25 protein-coding genes are annotated in these 25,549 nt (G+C 69.4%); 11 read left to right on the forward strand and 14 right to left on the reverse strand.

Annotation, left to right across the window (positions count from 1 at the left end; genetic code table 11):
- Positions 1 to 66: 66 nt before the first annotated feature.
- The 7 genes from RSP_RS09985 to RSP_RS10015 form a co-directional block, all read right to left on the reverse strand.
- Entirely contained in the window at positions 67 to 636 is a 570-nt protein-coding gene (locus tag RSP_RS09985; protein WP_011338162.1) for a class I SAM-dependent methyltransferase, read from the reverse strand.
- Positions 637 to 796: 160 nt separating this feature from the next.
- Positions 797 to 1,819: an AI-2E family transporter gene (locus RSP_RS09990; protein WP_011338163.1), complete on the reverse strand. Its 1,023-nt coding sequence runs from the start codon at positions 1,817 to 1,819 to the stop codon at positions 797 to 799.
- 189 nt (positions 1,820 to 2,008) lie between these two features.
- Positions 2,009 to 3,286, reverse strand: coding sequence for an amidohydrolase family protein (locus RSP_RS09995; protein ID WP_011338164.1), 1,278 nt, complete (start codon positions 3,284 to 3,286; stop codon positions 2,009 to 2,011).
- On the reverse strand, positions 3,286 to 4,233 hold the full coding sequence (locus tag RSP_RS10000; protein WP_011338165.1) for an ABC transporter permease: 948 nt from the start codon (positions 4,231 to 4,233) through the stop codon (positions 3,286 to 3,288). The genes RSP_RS09995 and RSP_RS10000 overlap by 1 nt, the downstream gene beginning before the upstream one ends.
- Before the next feature lie 91 nt (positions 4,234 to 4,324).
- Positions 4,325 to 5,368, reverse strand: a complete 1,044-nt coding sequence (locus RSP_RS10005; protein WP_011338166.1) for an ABC transporter permease — start codon at positions 5,366 to 5,368, stop codon at positions 4,325 to 4,327.
- Positions 5,358 to 6,878 carry an ABC transporter ATP-binding protein gene (locus tag RSP_RS10010; RefSeq protein WP_011338167.1) on the reverse strand — a complete coding sequence of 507 codons (1,521 nt, stop codon included), beginning with the start codon at positions 6,876 to 6,878 and terminating at the stop codon, positions 5,358 to 5,360. The genes RSP_RS10005 and RSP_RS10010 overlap by 11 nt, the downstream gene beginning before the upstream one ends.
- Positions 6,875 to 7,879 (reverse strand): BMP family protein, encoded by a 1,005-nt coding sequence (locus RSP_RS10015; RefSeq protein WP_011338168.1) that lies wholly within the window; start codon positions 7,877 to 7,879, stop codon positions 6,875 to 6,877. Before RSP_RS10015 ends, RSP_RS10010 begins: the two co-directional genes overlap by 4 nt.
- 270 nt (positions 7,880 to 8,149) lie before the next feature.
- On the opposite strand from RSP_RS10015, the gene RSP_RS10020 reads away from it, so the two are divergent.
- The 6 genes from RSP_RS10020 (at position 8,150) to RSP_RS10045 (ending at position 13,711) form a co-directional block, all read left to right on the forward strand.
- Entirely contained in the window at positions 8,150 to 9,250 is a 1,101-nt protein-coding gene (locus RSP_RS10020) for an ABC transporter substrate-binding protein (protein WP_011338169.1), read from the forward strand.
- 154 nt (positions 9,251 to 9,404) lie between these two features.
- Entirely contained in the window at positions 9,405 to 10,286 is an 882-nt protein-coding gene (locus RSP_RS10025; protein ID WP_002720512.1) for an ABC transporter permease, read from the forward strand.
- Positions 10,283 to 11,074 carry an ABC transporter permease gene (locus tag RSP_RS10030; protein WP_002720513.1) on the forward strand — a complete coding sequence of 264 codons (792 nt, stop codon included), beginning with the start codon at positions 10,283 to 10,285 and terminating at the stop codon, positions 11,072 to 11,074. Before RSP_RS10025 ends, RSP_RS10030 begins: the two co-directional genes overlap by 4 nt.
- Positions 11,075 to 11,090: 16 nt before the next feature.
- Positions 11,091 to 12,149 carry an ABC transporter ATP-binding protein gene (locus RSP_RS10035; RefSeq protein WP_011338170.1) on the forward strand — a complete coding sequence of 353 codons (1,059 nt, stop codon included), beginning with the start codon at positions 11,091 to 11,093 and terminating at the stop codon, positions 12,147 to 12,149.
- Between the two features lie 53 nt (positions 12,150 to 12,202).
- Complete coding sequence (locus RSP_RS10040; RefSeq protein WP_002720515.1) at positions 12,203 to 12,643, forward strand: hypothetical protein; 441 nt, start codon at positions 12,203 to 12,205, stop codon at positions 12,641 to 12,643.
- A 42-nt stretch (positions 12,644 to 12,685) separates the two neighbouring features.
- Entirely contained in the window at positions 12,686 to 13,711 is a 1,026-nt protein-coding gene (locus tag RSP_RS10045) for an aldo/keto reductase (protein ID WP_017140270.1), read from the forward strand.
- Positions 13,712 to 13,868: 157 nt separating this feature from the next.
- Here the strand turns inward: RSP_RS10045 and RSP_RS10050 are convergent, their stop codons facing one another.
- Complete coding sequence (locus tag RSP_RS10050) at positions 13,869 to 14,192, reverse strand: 2Fe-2S iron-sulfur cluster-binding protein (protein WP_002720517.1); 324 nt, start codon at positions 14,190 to 14,192, stop codon at positions 13,869 to 13,871.
- A 112-nt stretch (positions 14,193 to 14,304) separates the two neighbouring features.
- Here RSP_RS10050 and RSP_RS10055 point away from each other — a divergent pair, with 112 nt between their 5' ends.
- Together RSP_RS10055 and RSP_RS10060 are read left to right on the forward strand one after the other, a co-directional pair.
- Positions 14,305 to 14,727, forward strand: coding sequence for an OB-fold nucleic acid binding domain-containing protein (locus RSP_RS10055; RefSeq protein ID WP_011841368.1), 423 nt, complete (start codon positions 14,305 to 14,307; stop codon positions 14,725 to 14,727).
- A 278-nt stretch (positions 14,728 to 15,005) separates the two neighbouring features.
- On the forward strand, positions 15,006 to 15,458 hold the full coding sequence (locus RSP_RS10060) for a peptidoglycan-binding protein (protein ID WP_011338172.1): 453 nt from the start codon (positions 15,006 to 15,008) through the stop codon (positions 15,456 to 15,458).
- 54 nt (positions 15,459 to 15,512) lie between these two features.
- Here RSP_RS10060 and RSP_RS10065 read toward each other — a convergent pair whose 3' ends face one another.
- The 5 genes from RSP_RS10065 to rpiA form a co-directional block, all read right to left on the reverse strand.
- Positions 15,513 to 16,994 (reverse strand): DegQ family serine endoprotease, encoded by a 1,482-nt coding sequence (locus RSP_RS10065; RefSeq protein WP_009565602.1) that lies wholly within the window; start codon positions 16,992 to 16,994, stop codon positions 15,513 to 15,515.
- Positions 16,995 to 17,146: 152 nt separating this feature from the next.
- On the reverse strand, positions 17,147 to 18,169 hold the full coding sequence (gene hflC / locus RSP_RS10070) for a protease modulator HflC (RefSeq protein ID WP_011338173.1): 1,023 nt from the start codon (positions 18,167 to 18,169) through the stop codon (positions 17,147 to 17,149).
- Complete coding sequence (gene hflK / locus RSP_RS10075; RefSeq protein ID WP_011338174.1) at positions 18,169 to 19,350, reverse strand: FtsH protease activity modulator HflK; 1,182 nt, start codon at positions 19,348 to 19,350, stop codon at positions 18,169 to 18,171. Before hflK ends, hflC begins: the two co-directional genes overlap by 1 nt.
- A 55-nt stretch (positions 19,351 to 19,405) precedes the next feature.
- Positions 19,406 to 20,764, reverse strand: coding sequence for a glutathione-disulfide reductase (gor, locus tag RSP_RS10080; RefSeq protein WP_011338175.1), 1,359 nt, complete (start codon positions 20,762 to 20,764; stop codon positions 19,406 to 19,408).
- A 4-nt stretch (positions 20,765 to 20,768) separates the two neighbouring features.
- A complete protein-coding gene (rpiA, locus tag RSP_RS10085) occupies positions 20,769 to 21,557 on the reverse strand; it encodes a ribose-5-phosphate isomerase RpiA (RefSeq protein WP_011338176.1) in 789 nt (262 codons plus the stop codon).
- Positions 21,558 to 21,759: 202 nt separating this feature from the next.
- Here rpiA and RSP_RS22365 point away from each other — a divergent pair, with 202 nt between their 5' ends.
- From RSP_RS22365 to RSP_RS10095, 3 genes are all read left to right on the forward strand, one after another.
- Complete coding sequence (locus RSP_RS22365; protein ID WP_015920905.1) at positions 21,760 to 21,927, forward strand: hypothetical protein; 168 nt, start codon at positions 21,760 to 21,762, stop codon at positions 21,925 to 21,927.
- 293 nt (positions 21,928 to 22,220) lie between these two features.
- The gene (locus RSP_RS10090; RefSeq protein WP_011338178.1) at positions 22,221 to 23,600 is read left to right on the forward strand and encodes an L-serine ammonia-lyase; all 1,380 of its coding nucleotides are present in this window, start codon (positions 22,221 to 22,223) and stop codon (positions 23,598 to 23,600) included.
- 369 nt (positions 23,601 to 23,969) lie between these two features.
- The gene (locus RSP_RS10095) at positions 23,970 to 24,893 is read left to right on the forward strand and encodes a DMT family transporter (RefSeq protein WP_011338180.1); all 924 of its coding nucleotides are present in this window, start codon (positions 23,970 to 23,972) and stop codon (positions 24,891 to 24,893) included.
- Here RSP_RS10095 and RSP_RS10100 read toward each other — a convergent pair.
- Positions 24,835 to 25,533 carry a thiamine diphosphokinase gene (locus RSP_RS10100; protein WP_011338181.1) on the reverse strand — a complete coding sequence of 233 codons (699 nt, stop codon included), beginning with the start codon at positions 25,531 to 25,533 and terminating at the stop codon, positions 24,835 to 24,837. The genes RSP_RS10095 and RSP_RS10100 overlap by 59 nt on opposite strands.
- Positions 25,534 to 25,549 lie beyond the last annotated feature (16 nt).

A 25,549-nucleotide genomic window follows, 5' to 3' on the forward strand; every position in this document is an offset into this window, starting at 1 on the left:
CCGAACTCGTGCCCCGCGGCGTCGTGCGCCGCCGGGCCAAACGTCGCCCGCCCCCGGCGGTTCCGCTCAGGCGGCGGCGCGTTCCGGCTCGAACACGTCGATGCGGAACAGCCGGTCGAAGTTGCAGGCGGTGAGCGGCCGACCGAGGGCCGCGGCCAGGGCGGCCTGCGGGCGGAACGCCTCGTCGGGACCCTCGAACAGAAGGCTGCGGAGGCAGAGGATGTCGGCCGAAGGCGCCACCTGGCGCAACCGCACCGCAAGCCGCTCGATCGCCTCGGCCGGCAGATCCTGCAGCACCCCGTTCAGCACCACGAGATCGAACGGACCCTCGGGGATGTCCTCGGGCACCCGGCCCTGGCGGAATTCGGTCTGCGCATAGGGCGAGGGCATGAGGGACGCCTCATCCAGAGCATCGGCGTCCGCATCGAGGCCGACATAATGGTCGCAGCGTGCCGAAAGACCGCGCGCCAGCGCCCCCGACCCGCACCCGAGCTCCAGCACACGCCGGTAGTGCTGACGCGGCAGGAACGCCAGCGCCTGACCCAGCATCCGCCGTTGCGGGAAACTGATCGCCGCGGTCGGATTTCCTGCGATATCGAGGCAGCGGTCCAGGGTCTGGGCCAAGGTGAGCGTCATGGTCTCTTCTCCGGTAATCATTGGCCTGCGCAATCGGTGCAGCGGCACGCCTTCAATCCTCGGCGAGAGGCTCCGTTCCACCAATTGACCGAAAGGACAGTCCTGTTGCCCTGAAGTCGCATGCTCCCTGAAAAGTTGTGCTTTTATTTCTCAGGGTTGATTAATCCGCGCGGTCAGGACCTTGGGCCTTCGCCGGCCCTTCCTCAAGGTAATCATGCACATAGACCTCCCGCACCAGCGCGAGCGCCAGTGCCGCGAGGGGCGTGGCGAGCAGCAGACCCATCAGCCCGAACAGCACCCCCATCAGCAACTGCGCCGAGATGATGAGCGCGGGAGGCAGGGCGACCCTCTCCTTTTGGATGAGGGGCGTGACCAGATAGCTCTCGAAGGTCTGGACGGTCAGGAAGACCGCCAGCACCAGCCCGACCTGCTCTGCGCCCTCGGGCAGGGCGAGGAGCAACGCCGGCACCGCCGAGAGCACGGGGCCGATGTTCGGGATGAAGGTCAGGAGCGCCGCGATCAGTCCGAGGATGAAGGCCAGCGGAATCCCGATCAGCCAGAGCCCGAGCCAGGTCAGCACGCCCACCACGGTCATCGAGATGATCTGCCCGCCGAGCCAGCCGCGCAGCGTGCCATCGGCAATGGCCAGCACCTCGTCTCCCCTTGGCCGCAGCGGCGGCGCGAGGAGCGCCCGCAGGCCCCGGCGGTAGAGCCCGGGATCCACCGCCGTATAGAGGCCGATGAAGAGGATGATGACGACATTTCCCAGCGCGCCGAAGGTGGCGCTGACCGCGGTCGAGGCGAAGCCTCCGTCGCTGGACAGCAGCCGCGACGGCGCAAGCCGCGACAGAAGCGTAGGCCCCCAGCTGTAGGCGGAGATCCGGTCGCGCAGGTCCTCGAATGCGGGCGGAAGCTGGCGGGCGAGCGCATCGGCCTGCTCGAACATCGCCGGGGCGAAGGCGAGAAAGGCGCCCGTCAGGGCGAGAAGGACGAGGACGATGAAGAGGGCAATTCCCGCCCCCCTCTGCAGCCCGGTCACCCGCTGCACGAGGCCTCCGCCCGCCGAGAGGAACACGCCGAACAGGACACCCGCGAAGATCACGAGCAGCACGTCCGGCGCCACGAGGATCAGAAGCGCGAGCACGAGGGCCAGCACTGTAAGGGAAACCGTGCGCCTGCTCATGCGTCCTCCGTCCGGGTTGCGGCGGAGGGGCCTCCGCTGGGCCTCAGGGAACGTGCGGGCGCCTGCCCTGTTCCGCCGGGCCTCTGCCGGCCGCGGTCCGGGGGAGATCGGGGCCGGACGGCGGAGGCACGCCCCACCGCGACCTGCCCTCCGCGGGACTTCGCTTTGCCCGCGGCGGCGGCGGCGCCCTCAGCGCTGGGGCAGGAGGTGGCGACGGCGCACGGTCTCCGGCCTCCCCGGCAGGCTCAGGCGCGCGTCGTTGCGCGCCTTCTCCGACACCACCTGCCCCTTCGCGATCACGCAGAGCCGGTCGGGCCGGAGCCGCAGCGCCTCGACAGGGTTGCCCGCGTCGAGCACCACGAGCGAGGCCACCGCCCCCTCCCGCAGCCCGTAGTCGAGGCCCATGATCCTGGCATTCTCGACCGTCACCATGTCGAAGCAGCGCCGCATCTCGTCGGGATGGGTCATCTGCGCCACATGCAGCCCCATGAAGGCCACGTCGAGCATGTCGGCGGTGCCCAGCGAATACCACGGGTCGAGCACGCAATCCTGCCCCCAGCCCACCGTGATGCCCATGGCCTGCATCTCCTTGACCCGCGTGAGCCCGCGCCGCTTGGGGAAGCTGTCGTGGCGGCCCTGGAGGACGATGTTGATGAGCGGGTTCGGGATGGCGGCGATCCCGGCCTCGGCGATCAGCGGCAGGAGCTTCGAGACATAGTAATTGTCCATCGAATGCATCGAGGTCAGGTGCCCCGCCGCGGCACGGCCCTGAAGCCCCGTGCGCAGCACCTCGGCGGCATAGGTCTCGATATGGCGGCTCAGCGGATCGTCGGTCTCGTCGCAGTGGAAATCGATCGGCAGCCCGCGGTCGGCCGCGATCTCGCAGAGGTCGCGCACCGAGGCCGCGCCGTCCGCCATGGTCCGCTCGAAATGCGGGATGCCCCCCACCACATCCACGCCCATGTCGAGCGCACGCAAGAGGTTCGCCCGCGCGGTCGGGTCGCGGTAGAGCCCGTCCTGCGGGAAGGCCACGAGCTGGAGATCCATCCAGTCCTTGACCTTTTCGCGCACGGCGAGCATCGCCTCGACACCGAGCAGCCGGTCGTCGCAGACATCGACATGGGTCCGCACCGCCAGAAGGCCCATGCTCGCCGCCCAGTCGCAATAGGCCAGCGCCCGCTCGACCATGGCCTCGACGGTCACGATCTCCTTCAGCTCGCCCCAGAGCCGGATACCCTCGAGCAGCGTCCCGCTCGCATTCACGCGCGGCAGCCCGTAGGAGAGCGTCGCATCCATGTGGAAATGCGGATCGACGAAGGCCGGGCTCACCAGATCGCCCGTGGCCTCGATCAGCCGCGCCGCGTCGGTCCCGAGCGCCCCGATGGCCGCGATCCGGTCGCCCCGGATGCCCACATCGGCCACGCGCCCATCGGGCAGCGTGCCCCCCTTGACGATCAGATCGAACATCAGCGTTCTCCCCTGTTGAACGGCTGCATCAGAGCCGCCGGCACTTCGGCCCGGCGCGACATGAGGACGAGGGCCGCGATGGACAGCGCATAGGGGGCCATCAGGAAGAGCTGATAGGGCACGACCTGCCCCACCGGCGTCTGCTGAAGCCGCACCTGCAGCGCGTCGAAGGCGGCAAAGAGAAGCGCGCCGAGCACGGCCTTGCCGGGCCGCCACGCGCCGAAGACCACGAGCGCGATACAGATCCAGCCGCGGCCGTTCACCATCTCGAAGAAGAAGCTCGAGAAGGCCGAAAGGGTGAGGAAGGCGCCACCCACAGCCATCAGCCCCGACCCCACCATGACCGCGCCGATGCGGAGCCCCGTGACCGAGAGGCCCTGCGCATCGACCGCCGCCGGATTCTCGCCGGCCGCCCGCAGCGCAAGGCCGAGCGGCGTGCGCCAGAGGACAAGCGCCGTCAGCGCCGCCACCGCGAAGGCCGCATAGGTGAGCGGGGTCTGGGCAAAGAGCGCGGGCCCCAGAAGCGGGATCTGCGACAGGCCCGGCACCTCCCAGACGGCGAAGGGCTCGATTTTGGGCGGGCTCGTGACCTCGGGCAGGATCAGCCGGTAGGCGAAGTAGCTGGTCGAGGTGGCAAGCAGCGTGACCCCCAGCCCCACCACATGCTGCGAGAGCCCGAAGGGCACCACGAGCACGGCATGGAGGAGGCCGAAGAGCATCCCTGTCGCCATGGCGATGGCCACGCCCTCCCAGAGCCCGGCCCCCGCCCAGACCGCGATCCAGCCCGAGAAGGCCCCGATCGCCATGATCCCCTCGATCCCGAGGTTCAGCACGCCCGCCCGCTCGCAGATGAGCTCGCCCATGGTGGCGAAGATCAGCGGCGAGGCGATGCGGACCGCCGCGGCCCAGAAGGTCGCGGAGAGAAGGATCTCGAACAGCGCGCTCATCTCCGGGTGTCCCCTTGGATGTCGAAGGGCCGGCCCACGGGCGGGAGGCCCCGTCCACGGAGGATGTGCAGGATCATGTCGACCGCGCCCCTCATCCGCGCACCACCCGGAACCGGATCAGAAGGATCGCCAGCACCATGAAGAGGAGCGAGGTCGCAAGCAGCATGTCGGCGATGTAGGTGGGCACGCCCGCGGCCCGGCTCATGCTGTCGGCGCCGACGAAGACGCCCGCCACGAACAGCGCGGCCGGCACCACGGCCAGCGGATTGAGAAGCGCGAGCATGGCCACGATGATGCCGGTGTAGCCGAAGCCCGGCGACAGATCGAGCGTGAGGTGGCCCTTGAGCCCCGCCACCTCGGAGAAGCCCGCGAGCGCGGCAAGCCCGCCCGACAGGAGCGCCGTCTTGACCAGCACGCCGTCGACCGGAATGCCCGCGAAGCGCGCGGCGCGCGGGTTCAGCCCCACGGCCCGCATCTCGTAGCCGAGCGCGGTGCGCCGCTCGATCACCCAGACCGCGACCGAGGCGATCAGCGCGAGCCCGAAGCCCCAGTGCAGCCGCAGCCCGTCCACGATGCGCGGCAGACGCGCCTCCTTGGCGAGCGGCGCCGACTTGGGCCAGCCCATCCCCATCGGATCCTTCAGCGGCCCCTCGAGCAGGTAGCTCACGAAAAGCAGCATGATGAAGTTGAAGAGGAGCGTCGTCACCACTTCGTCCACCCCGAAGCGGGTCTTGAGCGCCACGGGCCCGAGCAGCACGACCGCGCCCGCGGCCATGGCCGCGACCGCCATCAGCGGCAGGACGAGCGGGCCGCCCACCGCCCCCGTGCCCAGCAGCACGGTCACGATGGCGCCGGCATAGAGCTGCGCCTCGGCACCGATGTTCCAGAGCCGGGCGCGGAAGGCCACCGCCACGGCAAGCCCGGTGAAGATGAGCGGGGTCGCCCGGTTCAGCGTCTCGAGGGCTGCGAATTTCGACCCGACCGCCCCCTTCACGATCAGCCCCAGCGTGGCGAGCGGATCGGCGCCCGCGACGGCGGCAAGGCCGGAGGCCACGGCGATGGTGGCCAGAAGCGCCACGGCCGGCAGACCCGCCCGGCGCAGCGTCGAGGGGTTGGCTACGGGCTCAAGCCGCATCGGCGAACCCGTGGCCGGCCATCCAGAGGCCGAGCTCGGTCTGGCTCATCGTGCCGCGCGCGAAGCCGGGCGAGAGCCGCCCTTCGGACATGACATGAACAGTGTCGGACAGAGCCATGATTTCATCCAGATCTTCCGAGATGAGGATGACCGCGGCCCCCTCGTCCCGCGCCTTCAGCAGGCGGGAATGCACATAGGTGATGGCCCCGATGTCGAGGCCCCGCACCGGCTGGTTGGCGAGGATGATCCGGGGGCCGGGCTCGAGCACGCGGCCGAGGATCAGCTTCTGCATGTTGCCGCCCGACAGAAGCCGGATGCGCGTCTCGGGGCCGGGGCAGCGTACGTCATAGGTGGCGATGATGCTCTGGGCGAAGCCGCGGGCCGCGCGCCAGTCCATCCAGCCGCCTTTCGCGAAGCGCGACCGGTAGCCCTCGAGAATGGCGTTCTCGGTCAGGGTGAAGTCGGCAATGGTGCCGGTGGAATGCCGGTCCTCGGGGATGCGCGCGATGCCCGAGGCAACGGCCGTCCGCGGCGTCCAGTGCGCGACATCGGCGCCGGCGAGTTCCAGTCGCCCCTCGGAGGGGCGCACGAGGCCCGAAACGAGGTCGGAGAGCGCCGCCTGCCCGTTCCCGGACACGCCCGCAAGGCCGGTGATGGTGCCCGCCCGCAGATCGAGGCTCACGCCGCGCAGGCCCGTGGCCGAGCCTTGGGCCGGCGTCGTCACCCGGTCGAGCCGCAACAGCACGGGGCCCGGCTGCGGCGGGGCGACCGCGGGCGGCACCACCTCCTCGCCCACCATCAGCGCGGCCAGCCGGTGCCGGTCCGTCTCGGCGGTGGCGACCTCGCCCACCACGCGCCCGTGCCGCAGCACCACGCAGCGGTCGGCCACGCCCATCACCTCATGCAGCTTATGCGAGATGAAGATGATCGAGAGCCCCTTCGCCACGGCGAGCTTCAGCGTGCGGAACAGCGCCTCGGTCTCCTGCGGAGTCAGGACCGCGGTCGGCTCGTCGAGGATCAGGATCCGCGCGTCGCGGTAGAGCGCCTTCAGGATCTCGACCCGCTGCCGCTCGCCCACCGAGAGCGTGCCCACCCGCGCATCGGGATGGACCGCAAGGCCGAAGTCGCGCGAGAGCGCCTCGATCCGCGCACGCGCCGCGCGGCGGCCGAGGCTCGGCCGCCAGAGCGGCGCCGTGCCCAGCAGGATGTTCTCGAGCACGGTCAGATTGTCGGCCAGCGTGAAATGCTGATGCACCATGCCCACGCCCGCGGCCAGCGCCGCGCGCGGATGGCCGGGCGGCAGCGGCTGACCGAAGACCTCGACCGTGCCCTCGTCGGCCACATAATGGCCGAAGAGGATGTTCATCAGCGTGGTCTTGCCCGCGCCGTTCTCACCCAGAAGCGCCACGACCTCTCCCCGGCAGAGGGAGAGGCTGATGCCGGCATTGGCCAGAAGCGCCCCGAACCGCTTGGTGATCCCGGAGAGGCGCAGGACGACCGGCTGGCTCACGAGGATTTCGGCTCGTTGTCGTCGATGCCCACGGTGAAGGAGCCGTCCTTGATCGCGGCCTCGCGCTCGGCCACGAGCTTCATGGCCTCTTCCGGCACCTTGCCCTCGAAGGTGCCGAGCGGCGCGAGCGACGAGCCGCCCTCCTTCATGAAGGAATAGACGCCGTAGTCGGCGGCGGTGAAGGTCCCGGCCTGCACCGCGGCCACCGCCTTGTCGAAGGTCGGCTCGAAATGCCACAGCGCCGAGGCCACCACCGTGTCGGGATAGTCGGCCTGCGTGTCGATCACGTTGCCGATGGCCAGCACGCCCCGCTCCTTGGCCGCGTCCGAGACCCCGAACCGCTCGGCATAGAGCAGGTCGGCGCCATTCTCGATCATCGCGAAGGCGGTCTCCTTGGCCTTCGGCGGGTCGAACCACGAGCCGATGAAGCTGACCTGGAAGGTCACGCCGGGATTCACCTCGCGCGCGCCCGCCATGAAGGCATTCATCAGCCGGTTCACCTCGGGGATCGGGAAGCCGCCGACCATGCCGATGTTGCCCTTGCTCATCGCGCCCGCGATGATGCCGGTGAGATAGGCCGCATCCTGGATGTAATTGTCGAAGACGGCGAGGTTCGGCACCGACTCGTCGGCGGGCAGGCTCGAGCCCATCAGGAAGGCCACGTCGGGATAGTCGGTCGCCACCTCGCGGGCCTCCTGCTCGACGCCGAAGATCTCGCCCACGATCAGCTTCACGCCGCTCTCGGCATATTCGCGCAGAACGCGGGGATAGTCGGTGTTGGCCACGTTCTCGGTGAAGCTGTAGTCCACGCGCCCCGCGGCCTTCGCCGCCTCGGCGGCCTTGTGGATGCGGCTCACCCACTGCTGCTCGACCGGCACCGTATAGACGCCCGCCACCTTGAGAGGCTCCTGCGCCCGCAGGCCGCGCGGCAGCGCCCCCAGCGCGAGCACGGCCCCTCCGGCCATCAGAAGCCCGCGCCGCGTCGTTGCGAATCCCGTCATGTCACCCTCTCGCCCTGCTGGTTGAAGTTTTCCGCGACGGTAAGCCCCGGGCGCGCGACGGGCAAGGCCGCCGCTCCTGCCCTAAAGACGGCCCGCTCGGTCATTATCCTTACAGCCTGAATACGCCGCGAAAAATCTGTTACATGGCCCGGTTAGGGAGCTTGCAAGAATCCGTATTCGGCCTTTAGCTGACACTAAACGCCGCTCGGCCCCGGACGCGCCGGACCGAAGAACGGCATTCGACATGACAACAACCGGGAGAAAGTTCCGATGACCATGAAACTTGCACTGGCCGCCTCGGTCAGCCTCGCCGCGATGGGCGCGGCCTCGGGCGCCTTCGCCCAGAGCGCCGAGCTCGTCGAGGCCGCCAAGGCCGAAGGGATGCTGACCACCATCGCCCTGCCCCACAACTGGTGCGGCTACGGCGACGTGATCGCGGGCTTCAAGGCGAAATATCCCGAAATCACCGTGAACGAGCTGAACCCCGACGCGGGCTCGGCCGACGAGGTCGAGGCGATCCGGGCGAACAAGGACAACAAGGGCCCGCAGGCGCCCGACGTGATCGACGTGGGCCTCGCCTTCGGGCCGCAGGCCAAGGACGAGGGCTTGATCACCCCCTACAAGGTCGAGACCTGGGACGAGATCCCCGCCGAGATCAAGGATGCCGACGGCTACTGGTACGGCGACTACTACGGCGTGATGTCCTTCGGCGTGAACACCGATCTCGTGCAGGAAGTGCCGAAGAGCTGGGAGGCGCTGCTCGACAGCCAGTATGCCAATGCCTTCGCGCTGGCGGGCGACCCGCGCGCCTCGAACCAGGCGATCCTGGCCGTGATGTCGGCCGGCATCGCCGACGGCACTGAGCCCGGCGAGGCCTCGGGCAAGAAGGGGCTCGAGTTCTTCGGCAAGCTGAACAAGGCCGGCGGCTTCGTGCCGGTGATCGGCAAGGCCGGTACCATCGCCCAGGGTCAGACCCCGATCGTCGCCGCTTGGGACTACAACCTGCTGTCCTGGCGCGACGAGCTGAAGGGCAACCCGCCCATGGAGGTGGTGATCCCGGAAGGCCCGAGCCTCGCCGGCGTCTATGTGCAGGCGATCTCGGCCTTCGCGCCGCATCCGAACGCGGCGAAGCTCTGGATGGAATATCTCTATTCGGACGAAGGTCAGCTCGGCTGGCTCAAGGGCTACTGCCACCCGGCGCGCTTCAACGCGATGGTCGAGGCCGGCAAGATCCCGCAGGAGCTGCTCGACGCCCTGCCGCCCGCCGAAGGCTATGCCCGCGCGGTCTTCCCGACCGTCGAGCAGCAGGAGGCCAACAAGGCGGCCGTGACGGCCGGCTGGGATGGTGTGGTCGGCGCCAACGTGCAATGACGTGATCCGGGACCCCGGCCGCACCGGCCGGGGTCCTGCCCCATCCGCTCCGGGATCCGCCGCTTCGGTCGGGCCCCGGAAACAGTTCCCGGCGGAGCTTCCGCCCCCGCCCCCGCTGCTTCCGGCGGAGGCCTTTCCGCCCGACGGACCCTAGATGACAGACCTGCCCCCGCCGAAGGCCGGACCCCGCGTGTCGCTGCCGCTGAACTGGTTCGGCGTAGCCCCGTTCCTGCTGTTCGCGCTCCTGTTCCTGATCCTGCCCACGATGCATATCGTGCTGGGCGCCTTCCGCACCCCCGCGGGCGATTTCACCCTGGCCAACATTCGGGGGCTCTTCACCGCCTCGATCATGAACGCCTTCTGGATCTCGATCCGGATCAGCCTGCTCACGGCCTTCCTCGGCTGCGTGGCGGGCTTCCTGATCGCGGCCGCGGTCACCCGCGGAGGCCTGCCGGGCCCGCTGCGCGGGGCGCTTCTGACCTTCTCGGGAGTGGCCTCGAACTTCGCGGGCGTGCCGCTCGCCTTCGCCTTCATCGCGACGCTGGGCCGGCTCGGGTTCCTCACCGTGATCCTGCGCGAATGGTTCGGCTTCAACCTCTACGGCACGGGCTTCAACCTCATCAGCTTCCTCGGGCTGACGCTCACCTACCTCTATTTCCAGATCCCGCTGATGATCCTGATCGTCACCCCGGCCCTCGACGGGCTGAAGCGCGAATGGAAGGAAGCGGCCGAGACGCTGGGGGCCACGGGGGCGCAATACTGGCGCATGGTGGCGCTGCCGGTGCTCTGGCCGTCGTTCCTCGGCACCTTCGCGCTGCTCTTCGCCAATTCCTTCGGCGCGGTCGCCACGGCCATGGCGCTGACCGGCTCGTCGCTCTCGATCGTGCCGATCATCCTCTTCGCGCAGATCCGCGGCGACGTGCTGCAGGATCCGCATCTGGGCTACGCCATCGCCTTCGGGATGATCCTGCTCACGGGGATCGCGAACCTCGTCTATATCGTGCTGCGCACGCGGGCCGAGAGGTGGGTGAAATGAGATCGGCCAAGATCTGGTCCTGGATCGCCTTCGCCGCCGGGATGCTCTATTTCTTCCTGCCGCTGATCGGCATGTTCGAATTCTCGCTGCGGGCGCGCCGGGGCGAATACAGTTTCGACGCCTATGCCAGCGTGCTGGGCGATCCGCAGTTCCGCGCGACCTTCGGCTATTCGGTGCTGATGGCGCTCTTCACCATCGTCTTCGGCATCCTCCTTGTCGTCCCCACCGTCTTCTGGGTCCGGCTGAAGCTGCCGCGCTGGCGCCCGGTGATCGAGTTCATCACGCTCCTGCCGCTGGTGATCCCGCCCATCGTGATCGTCTTCGGCTATATCCGTCTCTACAACACCTCGAGCTGGCTGCCGCTCACGGGTTCGGCCATGGGCACCAACCTGCTTCTGATGTTCGGCTATACGATGCTGGCCCTGCCCTACATGTATCGCGCCGTGGATACGGGGCTGCGCACCATCGACGTCCAGACGCTGACCGAGGCCGCCCAGAGCCTCGGCGCCGGCTGGGTCACCATCCTCGCGCGGCTGATCCTGCCCAATGTGCTGGTCGCTGTCCTGTCGGGGGCCTTCCTCACCTTCGCCATCGTGATCGGCGAGTTCGTGCTGGCGGCGCTGCTGAACCGCCCGGCCTTCGGCCCCTACATGGTCTGGATGGGCGCGAACAAGGCCTATGAGCCCGCCGCGCTGGCCGTGATCGCCTTCGTCGTGACCTGGGCCTGCATGGCGCTGATCCAGCTCGTGACCCGCCTGTCCGCCCACACCCGGGCCCAACAAAGATGAAAAGGAACGCAGCCTGATGGCCTTCCTGGAGATCGCCCGGCTGGAGAAATCCTTCGGCCCCCTGCGCGTGGTGCGCGACTTCAACCTCTCGGTCGAGCAGGGCGAGTTCATCTCGCTGCTCGGCCCCTCGGGATGCGGCAAGACCACGGTCCTGCGCATGGTGGCGGGTTTCGAGGCGCCCGACTCCGGCGCCATCCAGATCGAGGGCAAGAACGTCGTCCGCCAGCGCCCGAACGCGCGCAAGATCGGCATGGTGTTTCAGGCCTATGCCCTGTTTCCGAACCTGACCGTCGCGCAGAACGTGGGCTTCGGCCTCAGGGTCGCGGGCGTGCCGCGCCGCGAGGCCGAGGAGCGCGTGGCCGAGATGCTCTCCCTGATCGGCCTTCCCGATCTCGGCGCCCGCTATCCGTTCCAGCTCTCGGGCGGCCAGCAGCAGCGCGTGGCGCTGGCCCGTGCCCTTGCGGTGCGGCCGCGTGTCCTTCTGCTCGACGAGCCGCTCTCGGCGCTGGATGCCAAGATCCGGGTGAGCCTGCGCACCGAGATCCGCACCATCCAGCAGCGGCTCGGGATCACCACCATCTTCGTGACCCACGATCAGGAAGAGGCTTTGTCGATGTCCGACCGGATCGTGGTGATGAACGGCGGCATCGCCGAACAGGTCGGCACGCCCTTCGAGATCTACAACCATCCGACGACCAAGTTCGTGGCGAACTTCGTGGGCACGATCAGCACGCTGGTGGCCGAGGTCGAGGATCCGGCCGGGGGCGCGGTCCGCGTCGCGGGTCAGACCATCCGCCTGCCGCAGCCGGTCGAGGCCCCGCGCGGCGGCCGCATCGGGCTCGCCCTGCGCCCCGAGGCGCTGCATCTCGGAGCGGGCGACGGGCGCGACACGATGCTGCCCGCCACCATCGCCGACGTGCAGTTCCTCGGCAGCGTGATCCGGCTCCAGCTTCACACCGGCGGGACGACGGTGGCGCTCGACACGTTCAACCGGCCCGACATGCCGCCGCCGCGGGTGGGCGAGCATACGCAGGTGAGCTTCGCCGCGCGCGACGTGATCGTGCTGGAACCCTGAGGGCGGGAACCCGTCCGGCCCTCGCCGCCTTCCTTCGGGAAGGGAGGACGGCCATGGACCGACGCATCATCCTCGACGGGCTGGTGGAATTCGAGACGCTGGCGCTGCGGGGCGGCATCCGCCTCGAGCTCGCGGACAAGGACAAGGACGAGGACGACCGCCTCACCGTCGTGACCGAGTTCGAGGAGGTCGATCCCGCCTCGCCCGCGGGCTTCGGGCTTCTCGACCTGCGGCAGGAGTTCGAGGTACGAGGCCGGCTCTGCGAGGCGGGGATCGTGCTGAACGCCACCGGCGTCTATGCCGCCAGCGTCGCGACCCGGCTCGGGCGCTATGTGTGCGAGCGGCTGGCCGAGGTGGCCGAAACCAAGGGCACAGCGCAGGAGCGACTTGCCGCCGCACGCGATTGCCTTCTCCGCCATGCAGACGAACATGAGGAGGAGGTGCGTCAGGCGCTGGTGCAGTGCGCCTCCCTCGGCCGGACGCTGGCCGTCTGATGGCTGCGCCCTAGCTCTCGCTCCGCAGGCAGGAGAACATCTATGCGATTGACCACGCGTGACTTCGACCGGACGGGGCGCCCGCTCCGCTTCACCGAGCTGGGCTTCGGCTCCTCGCCCTTGGGCAACCTCTACCGTGCCATCTCGGAGGAGGAGGCGCAGGCGCTGCTCGAACGCGCCTGGGCCGGCGGCATCCGCTATTTCGACACGGCGCCCCTCTATGGCTACGGGCTGGCCGAGGAACGGCTGGGCCGCTTCCTGGCCGGGCACCCGCGGTCGGACTATGTGCTCTCGACCAAGGTCGGGCGGCTCCTGCGGCCGGTCGAGCCGGGCGAGGCCCGCGACGGGTTGGGCAAGTTCTTCGAGGTGCCCGAGCGCAAGGAGCGGTTCGACTACGGCTATGACGGGGTGATGCGCTCGCTCGAGGCTTCGCTCGACCGGCTCGGCCTCGACCGGGTGGATGTGCTCTATGCCCACGATCTCGACCTCTTCACCCACGGCTCGCAGGAGGCGCTGGAGGCACGGCTCGCGGAATTCATGGCCGGCGGCTACCGGGCGCTGGTCGAGCTGCGCGATCAGGGCGTGATCTCGGCCTTCGGCGCGGGGGTGAACGAGTGGCAGCCCTGCCAGTGGCTCGCCGAGCGGGGCGAGTTCGACCTCTTCCTCCTGGCCGGCCGCTACACGCTTCTGGAGCAGGAGGCGCTCGAGAGCTTCCTGCCCCTGGCCGAAGAGCGTGGCATCGGCATCGTGATCGGCGGCCCCTACAATTCCGGCGTGCTCGCCACGGGTCCGAAGCCCGGCTCCTTCTACGATTACCGGCTGGCCCCGCAGGCCGTGCTCGACCGGGTGGCCCAGATCCACACGATCTGCGAGCGCTGGGGCGTGCGGATGTTCGAGGCGGCCTTCCAGTTCCCGTTGCGCCACCCCGCCGTGCTCTCGGTGATCCCCGGCCCGCAGTCGGTGGGCGAGGTGATGGAGAACCGCATCGCGGCCGATGCCGAACTGCCGCCGGGTCTGTGGGAGGATCTGAAGGTGGCGGGGCTCCTCCGCCCCGATGCGCCGGTCTGAGGCGTCTCCCCGAGATCACGGAGGCCCTGCGCGGGTGAGGCCGCCCGAGCCACGGGCGCGGGAGCCCCCCTCCCGGCGGTTGACGCGGGGCGGCTCCCTTCGCGGCGGCGGCAGCGGCAAGTCCCTGCCGCTGCCGCCGCCGGGCCGAGGGGTCTGATCAGATCTGCTTTTCGGGGATGAAGACCTTCAGCCCGTCGAGCGCGTCGGAGACCTTGATCTGGCAGGTCAGGCGCGAGCGCGCGGGATCCGGCTGCCAGGCGAAGTCGAGCATGTCCTCTTCCATCGCCTCCTTCTTCGGCAGCTTGTCCGTCCATGCGGGATCGACATAGACGTGGCAGGTCGAGCAGGCGCAGGCGCCGCCGCAGTCGGCCTCGATCCCCGGCACACCATTGTCGCGCGCGCCTTCCATCACGGTCAGGCCGGCGGCCACGTCGATCACATGCTCGGTTCCGTTGAATTCGACATAGGTGATTTTCGCCATCTTCGTCTCGCTGTTCCCTGGCTCGCACTGCTGCCCGAGGCTTAGGGCAATCCCGCGCGCTTGGCCAGAGGGCGGGCTTGCACCGGGCCGCGGCGCGGGCTATGTTCTTTCTATGTTCACATCATCGGATCTCACCGCCAACTGGCTCACCATGACCCCGGAACCGGGCAGCTGGCCCCGTCCGCCCAAGGCCATTCCCGCCGGACGGCTGAACGAGCCGCCCTCGGGGGCACGGGTGGCGGTGGCGGGCCTCGTGCTGGTGCGCCAGCGGCCCGGCACGGCCAAGGGCGTGATCTTCCTCACGCTCGAGGACGAGACCGGCGTGGTCAATGTCGTGGTCTGGGCCAAGATCTACGAGCAGTTCCGCCGCGCCGTGATCGCCGGGCGGCTTCTGCGGGTGACGGGGCGGCTCCAGCGGGAAGCAGGCGTGGTGCATGTGGTGGCCGAGACCATCGAGGATATTTCCCATCTGCTCGACCGGCTCCTTGCAGAGCATTTCCACCCCGATGGCGCCCGGGCGGGAGATCAGCCCTGAACCGACCCTGTTCCGGGCGGGACCGCAATCCCGTGCAAGAAGGCTCCTGTCGCCCGTCGTGATCGGGCGTCGGCCCCGCCGGGGCGACCTGCGGCTCTCTCCCGGCGAGACCCGCCCTCCCCTTGCGCCGCACGACCCACTCCCGGACATCTCTCTCCGGCGGGAGAGACCGCGCGCCGCCGGACTGCCCCGGTTTGCCGCGCCTTTCGCCCCTCGCATCGCCTTTCCCCTCGCGGCAAGTTGCGCCATGCTTCGGGCCGAACCGACAGGAAGTCCCGATGATCCGCCGTCCCGCCCTTCTCGCGCTGCTGCTGCTGACCGCCTGCGGGGGTCCCGTCATGCCCGAGCCGCCGCGGCCGCCCGACCTCACAATCGGGATCCGCACGGAAAAGCCCGCGCCCGAGGCCGGCATCTGCTGGGCCGGCGAGGAGGGCCGCTGGTTCGAAGCACCCTGCCCGGACCTCATGACGCCCGAGCGGATCGCCACGCTCCAGCGCGCGCTCGAGGCGCGGGGCCTCTATGCAGGAGAGATCACGGAAGAACTCGATACGCGCACCCGCAACGGCATCCGCAAGCTGCAGGCCCCGCTCGGGCTCGACAGCGACCGGCTGTCCCTCGCCGCCGCCCGCGCCCTGGGTCTGGTGCCGATCGAGCTTTCCCTTCCCGAGGAGGAGGAGCCGGAGAGCCCCCTCCCCGACGCCGCGGATCCAGCCGACGAGACCGAGAGCTGACCCGATCTCCGCTGGATCTCTGCAGGGCGGATGGAGGGCCGCGCCGGGCGCGGCCTACTCGCTGACCGTCAGGGCCACGAAACGCGGATCGCCGCCGCGGCGGATCAGCAGGAGCAGCGATTTCCGCCCCGCCTCCCGCGCCTCGGTCACACGGTCCTGCAGATCCTTGATCGAGACCACTTTCTGCTGGCCGGCCTCGGTGATCACGTCTCCCTCGCGCAAGCCCTTGGAATAGGCCTCGGAGGCCGGATCGACATCCGTCACGGCAAGCCCCTCGGTGCCGCCGGGCAGGCCCAGCTCTCCGGCCTGCTCGGCCGTGAGCGGCGCCACGGTCAGGCCCAGAAGATCGGCCGTCGACGGTTCCGTCGGCTCGGTCGCGCCGGGTGCCTCGGGGCCTTCGTTCTCGGCTTCCTCGCGACGCCCGAGCGTCACCGACAGGGTCCGGGTCTTGCCTTCGCGCATCACGATGACACGCACCGCCTCGCCAATGGGCGCATCGGCCACCCGGCGCACCAGATCGCGGGTGTCCGCCACGGGCGCGCTATCGAAGGTCACGATCACGTCGCCAGACTGCATGCCGGCCTCTTTCGCGGGGCCTTCCGGCACGTCGGTCACGAGGGCGCCTTTGGCCTCGGTGAGGCCCATCGCCTCGGCCACGTCGGGGGTCACGTCCTGGATCCGCACGCCGAGCCAGCCGCGGCGGGTCTCGCCGAACTCGCGCAGCTGCTGCACGACCTTCACCACCACGTTCGAGGCCATCGAGAAGCCGATGCCGATCGAGCCGCCGTTCGGCGACAGGATCGCCGTGTTCACGCCGATCACCTGCCCGTCCATGTTGAACAGCGGACCGCCCGAATTGCCGCGGTTGATGGCGGCGTCGGTCTGGATGTAATCGTCGTAGGTGCCGGAGAGGGCCCGGTTGCGCGCCGACACGATGCCGGCCGAGACCGAGAAGCCCTGCCCCAGCGGGTTGCCCATCGCCACGACCCAGTCGCCAACGCGGGCGAGGTCGGAGTTGCCGAAGCTCACGAAGGGCAGCGGCTGGTTCCCATCGACCTTCAGCAGCGCGATGTCGGTCTTCGGATCGGTGCCGACGAGCTTCGCCTCGAGCTTCTTGCCCGAGAAGAACTCGATCTGGATGTCGTCGGCCCCTTCGATGACATGATTGTTGGTGACGATGTAGCCGTCTTCCGAGATCACGAAGCCCGAACCCAGCGCCTCGGAGCGGCGCGGGCCCTCGCCGCGGTTCTGCGGGTCCATGAAGTCACGGAAGAAATCCTCGAAGGGCGAGCCTTCGGGCACGAGGGGCGAATTCTGCGTGGGTGCCGCCACGACGGTCGAGGTCGTGATGTTCACGACGGCCGGGCTGATCTTCTCGGCGAGGCCTGCGAAACTTGCGGGAGCGTTCTGCGCCTTGACCGCCACGGCCTGCGCCAGCGCCAGGGCGAGCCCGAGCATCAGCGCGAGGAAGAGACGCGAGACCGACGCGGGCACCGGGTGGATGCGGCGGGCGATGGTAATGGCGTGAGACTGCACACCCGACTCCTTTCGAGATAGCTGAGCGGCCAACTGCAAGCTGCACCGCCCCGAAGTGACAGTCGGGCAAGATGCGCCGCAATGCAAACGGCGTCTTGGCCCGTCAAGCTCATGTGAAGCCTGCCGGCAGGGCCCCGCCGACAGGCATCGTGTCACTGGACGGCCGGTGCGGGCGTGGCGGCATCCTGACCGGCGGGCGGAGCCGCCGGTGTCTCTTCGGCCTGGCCCGTCTGCTCGCCCGCAGGAGCGGTCGCGTCACCCGTTTCGGGGGACGCCGCCGCCGGCGCTGCGGGGCGCGGCGTGCCTTCCGGCGCGCGGTCGCTGCGCAGATACTGGAAGAACTCGCTGTCGGGCTGCATGACGATGGAGGAGCCGCCGCCCTGCAGCGCGCGCTCGTAGGAGGTGAGCGAGCGGGTGAAGGCGAAGAACTCGGGATCGCGGCCGAAGGCCTCCGCATAGACCGAGTTCCGCTGAGCGTCGGCCTCGCCGCGGATCACCTCGGCCTGACGGCGCGCCTCGGACGTCACCTCGACCACGGTCCGGTCCGCGGCCGCGCGCACGCGCTGCGCCGCCTCGTTGCCGCGGGCGATCTCGTCGGCCGCCTCACGCTCGCGCTCGGCCCGCATCCGGCCGTAGGTGGCCGACAGGTTCTGCTCGGGCAGGTCGGTGCGGGTGAGACGCACGTCGATCACGTCCACACCCAAGGCCAGCGCCTGACGGCGGGCCAGATCGCGGATCTGGTTCATGAGCACCGTCCGGTCCTCGGAGAGGACGCGGATCGAGGGCACGCCACCCAGCACTTCGCGAATGGCCGGGCTCATGATGCGCTGGAGCCGGGTCTGCGCCGCCTCGATGCCGCCCGCACCCACGGCCTCGCGGAATTCGACGAGATCCACGATGCGCCAGCGGGCGAAGGCATCGACCACGAGGCGCCGGTCGTCGAGCGGGGTCACCTCGAGCGGCTGCGTGGGCAGGCCAAGGATGCGCCCGTCGTAGCGCACGACCTCCTGGATGAGGGGGATCTTGAAGCCGATGCCCGGTTCTTCCTTGACCGCCTTCACCTGACCGAACTGCAGCACCAGCGCCTTCTCGCGCTCGTCCACGATGAAGATCGACGAGAAGCCCACGGCAACCAGAATGGCGAGGATGGGCAGGATGAGAGAGCTGCGGTTCATCAGTTGGCCTCCCCGGTCGCGGTCGAGCCTGCGCGGGCGCCGCCCGTGTTGCGGCCGAGCTCGTTCAGCGGCAGGTAGGGCACGACGCCCGAGCCGCCTTCGCCCTGAACGCCGTCGAGGATCACCTTGTCCATCGAGCCGAGCACCTTCTCCATGGTTTCGAGATACATCCGGCGGCGGGTGACGTCAGGCGCCTTCACATATTCCTCGTAGACCGAGTTGAAGCGCGAAGCCTCACCCTCGGCATTGTTCACGACCTCGGCGCGGTAGCCCTCGGCCTGTTCCGTCAGCCGCGCGGCTTCCCCGCGGGCGGCCGCGGTCACGCGGTTGGCATAGGCATCGGCTTCCTTCTCGAGCCGGTCGCGCTCCTGCTGGGCGGCCTGCACTTCGCGGAAGCTGTCGATGACCTCCTGCGGCGGGTCGGCCTTGTCGAAGTTGACGCGGACGACATTGATGCCGGCCTGATAGCTGTCGAGCGTGGTCTGCACCGCCGCCAGCAGGTCCGAGGCGATGATGCCGCGGTCGCGGTTGAGGATCGGCGAGAGCTCGGACCGGGCGATGATGTCACGCATCGCGGATTCCGAGACCGCGCGGATCGTGTCGGCCGGATCGGCGAGGTTGAACAGGAATTGCGCGGGATCCGAGATGTTCCAGACCACCTGGAACTCGATGTCCACGATGTTCTGGTCGCGCGTGAGCATGAGGCCGCTGTCGGTATCGCCGCCGCGGCCGGTGCCGATGTCGGTCGTGCGTTCGCCCGTCACCTGCACCACCTCGGCCGTGACGAACGGCCAGGGCGCGAAGTTGAGGCCCGGATTGCCGATGGCGCTGAACTCGCCCAGGAACAGCTCGACCGAGCGTTCCTCGGGCCGCACCGTGTAGAAGGACATGAAGGCCCAGACGCCCACGGCCGCCAGCGCGCCGAGCGCAAGGCCCTGCCGGGTGAAGAGCGGGCCGATCGGATTGCCGCCGTTCCCGCCTCCGCCGCCCCGCCCGCCGTTCGGACGGCTCCGGCCGCCCATCAGCACGCGCAGCTGCTCCTGCCCCTTCTTCACGATCTCGTCGATCTCGGGCATCTGGGACCCTTCACCGCCGCCGGGACGCCGCCCGCCGCGGCCGTCACGCCCGTCCCTGTCGCCGCGATCTCCACCGCCTCCGCCCCAAGGTCCTCCGTTGGACATATAACCCTTTCCCTTTCCTTGCCTGCCGCCTTAACTGGTCATCCAAAAAGCAAATTCAAGCCGTGCGGATGGGTTTGCGCAGGGTCACGAGTTCCTCGGCCATGGTCGGATGAACCGCCACGGTCCGATCGAAGTCTTCCTTCGTCGCCCCCATCTTCACGGCGATGGCGGCGAGCTGGATCATCTCGCCCGCATTCGGGGCGACGATGTGGCAGCCGAGCACCTTCCGGCTCGCCTGGCTGACGATCAGTTTCATGAGCACGCGGTCGGGCCGGCCGGCAAAGAGCGACTGCATCGGCCGGAAGGCCGCGGCATAGACCTCGATGGGCTCCTGCTCGCGCGCGGCCTCTTCGCTCAGCCCCACCGAGCCGAGTTCCGGCTGGGTGAAGACCGCCGAGGCTACGAGCTCGTGGTCGGCCTGCCGCGGCTCGCCCTTGAAGACCGTGTCGGCGAAGGCGTGGCCCTCGCGGATCGCGACCGGCGTCAGGTTGATCCGGTCGGTCACATCCCCCACCGCATAGATCGAGGGCACCGAGGTCTGGCTCCAGCCGTCGACCGGGATCTGGCCGTGGCGGCCGAGCTCGATGCCCAGCGCCTCGAGCCCGAGCCCGCGCGTGTTGGGCCGCCGTCCGGTGGCATAGAGGACCGCGCCGAACTCCTGATCCGACCCGTCGGTGGTCACGGCGCGCACTCCACGCTCGGTCTTCTCGAGCCGGATCACGTCGGTGCCGCATTTGATATGGATGCCACGGTCGATCATGGCCGAGGCGACATGGCCGCGCGCCTCGTCGTCGAAGCCGCGCAGGATCTGCGCGCCGCGGTAGAACTGGCAGACCTCGACCCCGAGCCCGTGCAGGATGCAGGCGAATTCGCTGGCGATGTAGCCGCCGCCCACCACGAGGATCGAGGTGGGCAGGCTCTCGAGCTGGAACACGTCGTCCGAACTCATCGCCAGCTCGCAGCCCGGGAAGTCCGGCACGAAGGGGCGCCCGCCGGTCGCGATCAGGATGTGCTTGGCCGTGACCTTGCGCCCCGAGGCCAGCGCGACCGTATGGGCATCGGCCACCGTCGCGCGCTCGTCGAAGATCTCGACCCCGGCCGAGGTCAGGCCCGAGCGGTAGGCGGCCTCGAGCCTGTCGAGCTCGCGATCCAGCTTGCCCCGGAAGGCGGGCCAGTCGAAGCCGCCGATCGAGGCGTCCCATCCGTAGGCGCGCGCATCCTCGACCGCATCCGGATAGCCCGAGGCGAAGACCATCAGCTTCTTGGGCACGCAGCCGCGGATGACGCAGGTGCCGCCCATGCGGCTCTCCTCGGCCAGCGCGACAGTCGCGCCGCCTTCCGAAGCCGCGATCCGGGCGGCGCGCACACCGCCCGAGCCGCCGCCGATGACGAACAGGTCATAGTCGAAGGCCACGGTCTCAGTCTCCCAGATCGGCGAAGATGTTGCGGGCGCGGTCCATGTCGATGGATCCTTCCTCGGCCTGCCCCGACTGCAGGTCGCGCAGGCTCACCCGCCCGTCGCCATGGCCGACCACGACCGTATCGCAGATGTCGATGAAGAGGCCGTTTTCCACGACGCCCGCGATCTGGTTCAGCGCCAGCGCGAGCGGACGCGGCTCGCCGATGCGCTTGAGATGCAGATCGAGGATGTAGTTCTTCTCGTCGGTCAGAAGCGGCGCATCGCCGGAGAGGCGCAGCGTCACCTCGCGGCCCAGCACATCCATGCCCTCGAGCGTTTCCTCGATCAGCATCTTCGTGCTCTGCCAGCCGAAGGGGATGACCTCGACCGGCAGCGGAAAGGCGCCCAGATGCGCCACTTCCTTGGCGGCATCGGCGATCACCACCATCCGGTCCGAGGCGGTCGCCACGATCTTCTCCTGCAGCAGAGCGGCCCCTCCGCCCTTGATGAGATTGAAGTCGGCGTCGAATTCGTCCGCCCCGTCGATGGTCAGGTCGAGCCACTTCGCCTCGTCCAGCGTCACCACCTGGATGCCCAGAGCGCGGGCGAGCTCGGCCGTGCGGGTCGAGGTCGGGACGCCCTGAACCCGCAGCCCCTCCTCGCGCACGCGCTCGGCCAGGCAGCGCACCATCCAGGCGGCGGTCGAGCCGGTGCCGAGGCCCAGCTTCATGCCGTCCTGCACGAGATCCACCGCGCGGCGTGCGGCGGCGAATTTGGCGGTGTCGATCGGGGATAGTTCTGCAGGCATCCTGGGTCTCCGCTGGGGCGCATCCCGGTTATAGGGACGAAGTGCTGGCCGTGCGAGCGGAAAGCGGCAGCTTTCCGGGCTGAGGAGCCACGGCCACAGTTGAAGAAATTCGAAATCCGGCGCATCCTGAACGCACATTTACGCGTTCCATTCGAGCCATCTGCTGGTCCTTCTTCCTTCTGTTGTTTCCGGGATCCTTGCCATGACCGCTCCCCGCCCGACGAACCCTTCCCCTCCGGCCCATGACCGACGCGCCGACGCAGGTCCTGCCGAGGTCCTGCTCTGCGAAGCCGCCTGTCAGGCCATCGTGGATTGCCTGCGCGGAGAGGGCGCGCTTGCGCCCCTGCCGCGGACCTGCCGCCCGCACTGAGCCGCGCGACCGGAGGCCGGAGAGCCGCCACCGCGGGGCCCGGCGGCAGGCCCCTCTCCCGCCGGGACCGTGGGCGGCGACCGCTTCGCGCGGAGGTTCCCCGGGACATCGCCGGAACGCCTTATCTGCGCGGGCGCCCTGCCCCTTTCTTCCTGAAGACAGCAGCGCATGGCCCGGCTTTCTCGTCCGCCCGCGAGGTGGATGGCGCGAAAGGCGGCGCCATGTCGTTTTCCGCCATGTCCGCGGCGGCCTGTCGCACCTATCTAGGAAGAACCGCTGATCGAGGTCCTCGCATGTTCCTGTCCGTCTTCGACATCTTCAAGGTGGGCGTCGGCCCCTCCTCGTCGCACACGATGGGACCGATGGTGGCCGCGGGCCGCTTCCTCGACCGGCTCCGGGCAAGCCCGTTCCATGCGCACGGGCTGCGGGCCTCGCTGCACGGCAGCCTCGCCTTCACCGGCGTGGGCCATGCGACCGACCGGGCGACGATCCTGGGCCTCGCGGGGTTCGAGCCCGGCAGCTACGATGCGGAGCGCGCCGAGGAGGTGCTGGCCGCGATCCGCGCCACCGGCCGGATCGAGGCGCCGGGCCTCGGGCCGCTCCAGTTCGACCCCGAGAAGGATCTGGTCTTCGACTACGGTCATGCCCTGCCGGGCCATGCCAACGGGATGCGCATTCAGGCGACCGACGCACAGGGCGACGTGCTGCTGTCGGAGGTCTATTATTCCGTGGGCGGTGGCTTCGTCCTGACCGAGGCAGAGCTTGCGGAATCGAAATCCGACCGCCCCGCCGCCGGTCCCGCCGTCCCCTTCCCCTTCGAGAGTGCGCACCAGATGCTCGGGATGGCCGAGGCCTCGGGCCTGTCCATCGCGGCGATGAAGCGCGCCAACGAACTCGCGGTCCGCAGCGCGCCCGAGCTCGACCGCGGGCTGAAGCGGATCTGGCAGGTGATGAACGACTGCATCGAGCGCGGCATGGAGACCGGCGGCACGCTGCCGGGCGGCCTGCATGTCCGCCGCCGCGCCAAGGGCATCCGCGAGGCGCTGCTGGCCGAACGCGGGCTGAACATGACCGCGCCGCACACGATCAACGACTGGATGAGCCTCTATGCCATGGCGGTGAACGAGGAGAATGCCGCCGGCGGTCAGGTGGTCACAGCCCCGACCAACGGCGCGGCGGGCGTGGTGCCCGCCGTCATCCGCTACTGGCTCGATCATGTTCCGGGGGCGAGCCCCGCGAAGCTCGGGGATTTCCTCCTGACGGCCGCGGCCATCGGCGGGCTCGTCAAGCACAATGCCTCGATCTCGGGGGCCGAATGCGGCTGTCAGGCCGAGGTGGGCTCGGCGGCGGCGATGGGCGCGGCGGGGCTTGCGGCGGTGCTCGGCGGCACGCCCGCTCAGGTCGAGAATGCGGCCGAGATCGCGCTGGAGCATCACCTCGGCATGACCTGCGACCCCGTGCGCGGCCTCGTGCAGGTGCCCTGCATCGAGCGCAACGGGCTCGGCGCGATCAAGGCCGTGTCGGCGGCGAGCCTCGCGCTCCGCGGCGACGGCGAGCATCTGGTGAGCCTCGACGTCTGTATCGAGACGATGCGCCAGACCGGCCGCGACATGAACGACAAATACAAGGAGACCTCGCTCGGCGGCCTCGCGGTGAATGTCCCGAACTGCTGACGACGATGCGGGTGCGATGATCTCCTCCTCCGCCCTGCGGCATGACCATGCGCCGCGGAGCCCGGTGCGGAGGCGCTCTTGGCCGCGGCGCTCGACCGACAGGCCCCTCCCGCCTCGGACCGGTGGAGCTTCCTCGGTCGAGGGATGGGAGCGGACTCCTCACGGTCGACTGGCTCGCTGGTCCTGTCCGCCGGGTGGCGGGACTGGAAGGGGCCGCCCCCGGCCGGAAAGCCCGCGTTCGGAAGCGCGTTCACGGCTTCCTCCCGCCGGCCCATGGCCGCCGGGTTTTCCCGCCTTTTCCGCACCTTCCGCCCGGATCCTGCCGCGAGGCCTCTGGACGGACGTCCCGGGTCAGGCTAGGCCGGATCCATGACAGCCTCCTCTGACCGCATCCTGCCCGGCGTCGCGCTGATGATCGCCTTCTGCGTCCTCGCGCCGCTGCTCGACGTCTGCGCGAAGCTCGCCTCCGCCACGATCCCCGTGGGCCAGATCACCGGCGCGCGCTTCCTCGTGCAGGCGGCACTGATGCTGCCGGTGGTGGCGCTGATGGGCACGGGCTGGCGGATGAGCCGCCGCATGGCCGGGCTCGTGGCGCTGCGGGCGATTTTTCTGATCCTGTCGACCTACAGTTTCGTCGCGGCCGTCACGGTGATGCCCATCGCCGACGCGCTGGCCATCGCCTTCGTCGAGCCCTTCATCCTGCTCATTCTGGGCCGGATCCTCTTCGGCGACGAGGTGGGCCCCCGCCGGATCGCGGCGAGCATCGTGGGCTTCGGCGGCGCGCTTCTGGTGATCCAGCCCTCGCTCGTGGCCTTCGGCCTCGTGGCGCTCTGGCCGCTCGGGACGGCGGTCTTCTTCGCCTTCTACATGCTGGTTACGCGGCAGATGTCGCGGGGGATGCATCCGGTGAGCATGCAGTTCCACACCGCGCTGGCGGGCGTCCTCCTGCTCGTGCCGGTCATGGCCTGGGGCCATGCGGCAGGCGTGCCCTCCCTCACCCTCGTCCGCCCCGACGGCATGGGCTGGGCGCTTCTCTTCGGCGTGGGCTTCTGGGCCGCGGCCAGCCACATGTGCATGACCTATGCGCTGAAATTCGCCCCGTCGGCCACGCTCGCGCCGCTCCACTATTGCGAGATCGTGGCCGCGGTGGGGCTCGGCTACCTCGTGTTCGGCGATTTCCCGAACTTGCTCACCTGGGCAGGCATCGGCACCATCGCGGCCTCGGGCCTCTACATCATTCACCGCGAGCGGCTGTCCGCCCGCGTCCTGCCCACCCCGGCACCAGCCCCCTGAGGGCCGCATCGAGCCGCGCGCGCGGCAGGATCACCAGCATCCCCGGCCTGTCGAAGGCCAGCCGCACCTCGGGCGAGGAGACGATGTTCGAGGTGCCGATCCGCCCGCCGGGCGCGAAGGGGATCTCGTCGATGGGCCAGCGCAGGCCCCGGCTCGTGCCCCGAAGGGGCGCCATCGGAAAGAGCGAGAACCGCTCGCCTTCGCGCATCCGCAGCCGAAGCTCGGGCGGCGCGTGAAAGACCACATCCTCGGGGCCGACGAGCAGACAGGTGACATCGGGGCGCTGCACGAGCCCGTTCATCACCGCCAGCCCGTGATCGATGCGCGCCCCCGCCACCCCCAGCGCCAGCACGAAGGGCGCGCGGATGTTGCGCAGGCACTTGTCGAAGTCGGTGGACTCCTGCTCGGCCAGATGATGCACGCGCCCCGCAAGGGTCGCGCGCCCCTCGGACGAGAGCGAATCCATGTCGCCGATCACCGCGCGCGGCATGTGCCCGAGGCGGAGCGCCGTGTCGCCGCCTCCGTCCGCCGCCACCAGATGCGGCGCCCGTGCGAGAGCCAGCGCCAGATCCCGGCGCGTGACCGGTCCGCCCGCCACCAGCGTGACGCCCTCCGTCGATTCCACAATAGGCTCGGTCATCGTCACACTGTATATT

This window comes from Cereibacter sphaeroides 2.4.1, from assembly GCF_000012905.2.
In the GTDB taxonomy this organism is placed as follows: domain Bacteria; phylum Pseudomonadota; class Alphaproteobacteria; order Rhodobacterales; family Rhodobacteraceae; genus Cereibacter_A; species Cereibacter_A sphaeroides.

Excerpts from the sequence above, each read along its gene's own strand:
- RSP_RS09985 (WP_011338162.1), bottom strand. The coding sequence starts at position 636 with ATGACGCTCACCTTGGCCCAGACCCTGGACCGCTGCCTCGATATCGCA.
- RSP_RS09990 (WP_011338163.1), bottom strand. The coding sequence starts at position 1,819 with ATGAGCAGGCGCACGGTTTCCCTTACAGTGCTGGCCCTCGTGCTCGCG.
- RSP_RS09995 (WP_011338164.1), bottom strand. The coding sequence starts at position 3,286 with ATGTTCGATCTGATCGTCAAGGGGGGCACGCTGCCCGATGGGCGCGTG.
- RSP_RS10000 (WP_011338165.1), bottom strand. The coding sequence starts at position 4,233 with ATGAGCGCGCTGTTCGAGATCCTTCTCTCCGCGACCTTCTGGGCCGCG.
- RSP_RS10005 (WP_011338166.1), bottom strand. The coding sequence starts at position 5,368 with ATGCGGCTTGAGCCCGTAGCCAACCCCTCGACGCTGCGCCGGGCGGGT.
- RSP_RS10015 (WP_011338168.1), bottom strand. The coding sequence starts at position 7,879 with ATGACGGGATTCGCAACGACGCGGCGCGGGCTTCTGATGGCCGGAGGG.
- RSP_RS10020 (WP_011338169.1), top strand. The coding sequence starts at position 8,150 with ATGACCATGAAACTTGCACTGGCCGCCTCGGTCAGCCTCGCCGCGATG.
- RSP_RS10025 (WP_002720512.1), top strand. The coding sequence starts at position 9,405 with ATGACAGACCTGCCCCCGCCGAAGGCCGGACCCCGCGTGTCGCTGCCG.
- RSP_RS10030 (WP_002720513.1), top strand. The coding sequence starts at position 10,283 with ATGAGATCGGCCAAGATCTGGTCCTGGATCGCCTTCGCCGCCGGGATG.
- RSP_RS10035 (WP_011338170.1), top strand. The coding sequence starts at position 11,091 with ATGGCCTTCCTGGAGATCGCCCGGCTGGAGAAATCCTTCGGCCCCCTG.
- RSP_RS10040 (WP_002720515.1), top strand. The coding sequence starts at position 12,203 with ATGGACCGACGCATCATCCTCGACGGGCTGGTGGAATTCGAGACGCTG.
- RSP_RS10045 (WP_017140270.1), top strand. The coding sequence starts at position 12,686 with ATGCGATTGACCACGCGTGACTTCGACCGGACGGGGCGCCCGCTCCGC.
- RSP_RS10050 (WP_002720517.1), bottom strand. The coding sequence starts at position 14,192 with ATGGCGAAAATCACCTATGTCGAATTCAACGGAACCGAGCATGTGATC.
- RSP_RS10055 (WP_011841368.1), top strand. The coding sequence starts at position 14,305 with ATGTTCACATCATCGGATCTCACCGCCAACTGGCTCACCATGACCCCG.
- RSP_RS10060 (WP_011338172.1), top strand. The coding sequence starts at position 15,006 with ATGATCCGCCGTCCCGCCCTTCTCGCGCTGCTGCTGCTGACCGCCTGC.
- hflC (WP_011338173.1), bottom strand. The coding sequence starts at position 18,169 with ATGAACCGCAGCTCTCTCATCCTGCCCATCCTCGCCATTCTGGTTGCC.
- hflK (WP_011338174.1), bottom strand. The coding sequence starts at position 19,350 with ATGTCCAACGGAGGACCTTGGGGCGGAGGCGGTGGAGATCGCGGCGAC.
- rpiA (WP_011338176.1), bottom strand. The coding sequence starts at position 21,557 with ATGCCTGCAGAACTATCCCCGATCGACACCGCCAAATTCGCCGCCGCA.
- RSP_RS22365 (WP_015920905.1), top strand. The coding sequence starts at position 21,760 with ATGACCGCTCCCCGCCCGACGAACCCTTCCCCTCCGGCCCATGACCGA.
- RSP_RS10090 (WP_011338178.1), top strand. The coding sequence starts at position 22,221 with ATGTTCCTGTCCGTCTTCGACATCTTCAAGGTGGGCGTCGGCCCCTCC.
- RSP_RS10095 (WP_011338180.1), top strand. The coding sequence starts at position 23,970 with ATGACAGCCTCCTCTGACCGCATCCTGCCCGGCGTCGCGCTGATGATC.
- RSP_RS10100 (WP_011338181.1), bottom strand. The coding sequence starts at position 25,533 with ATGACCGAGCCTATTGTGGAATCGACGGAGGGCGTCACGCTGGTGGCG.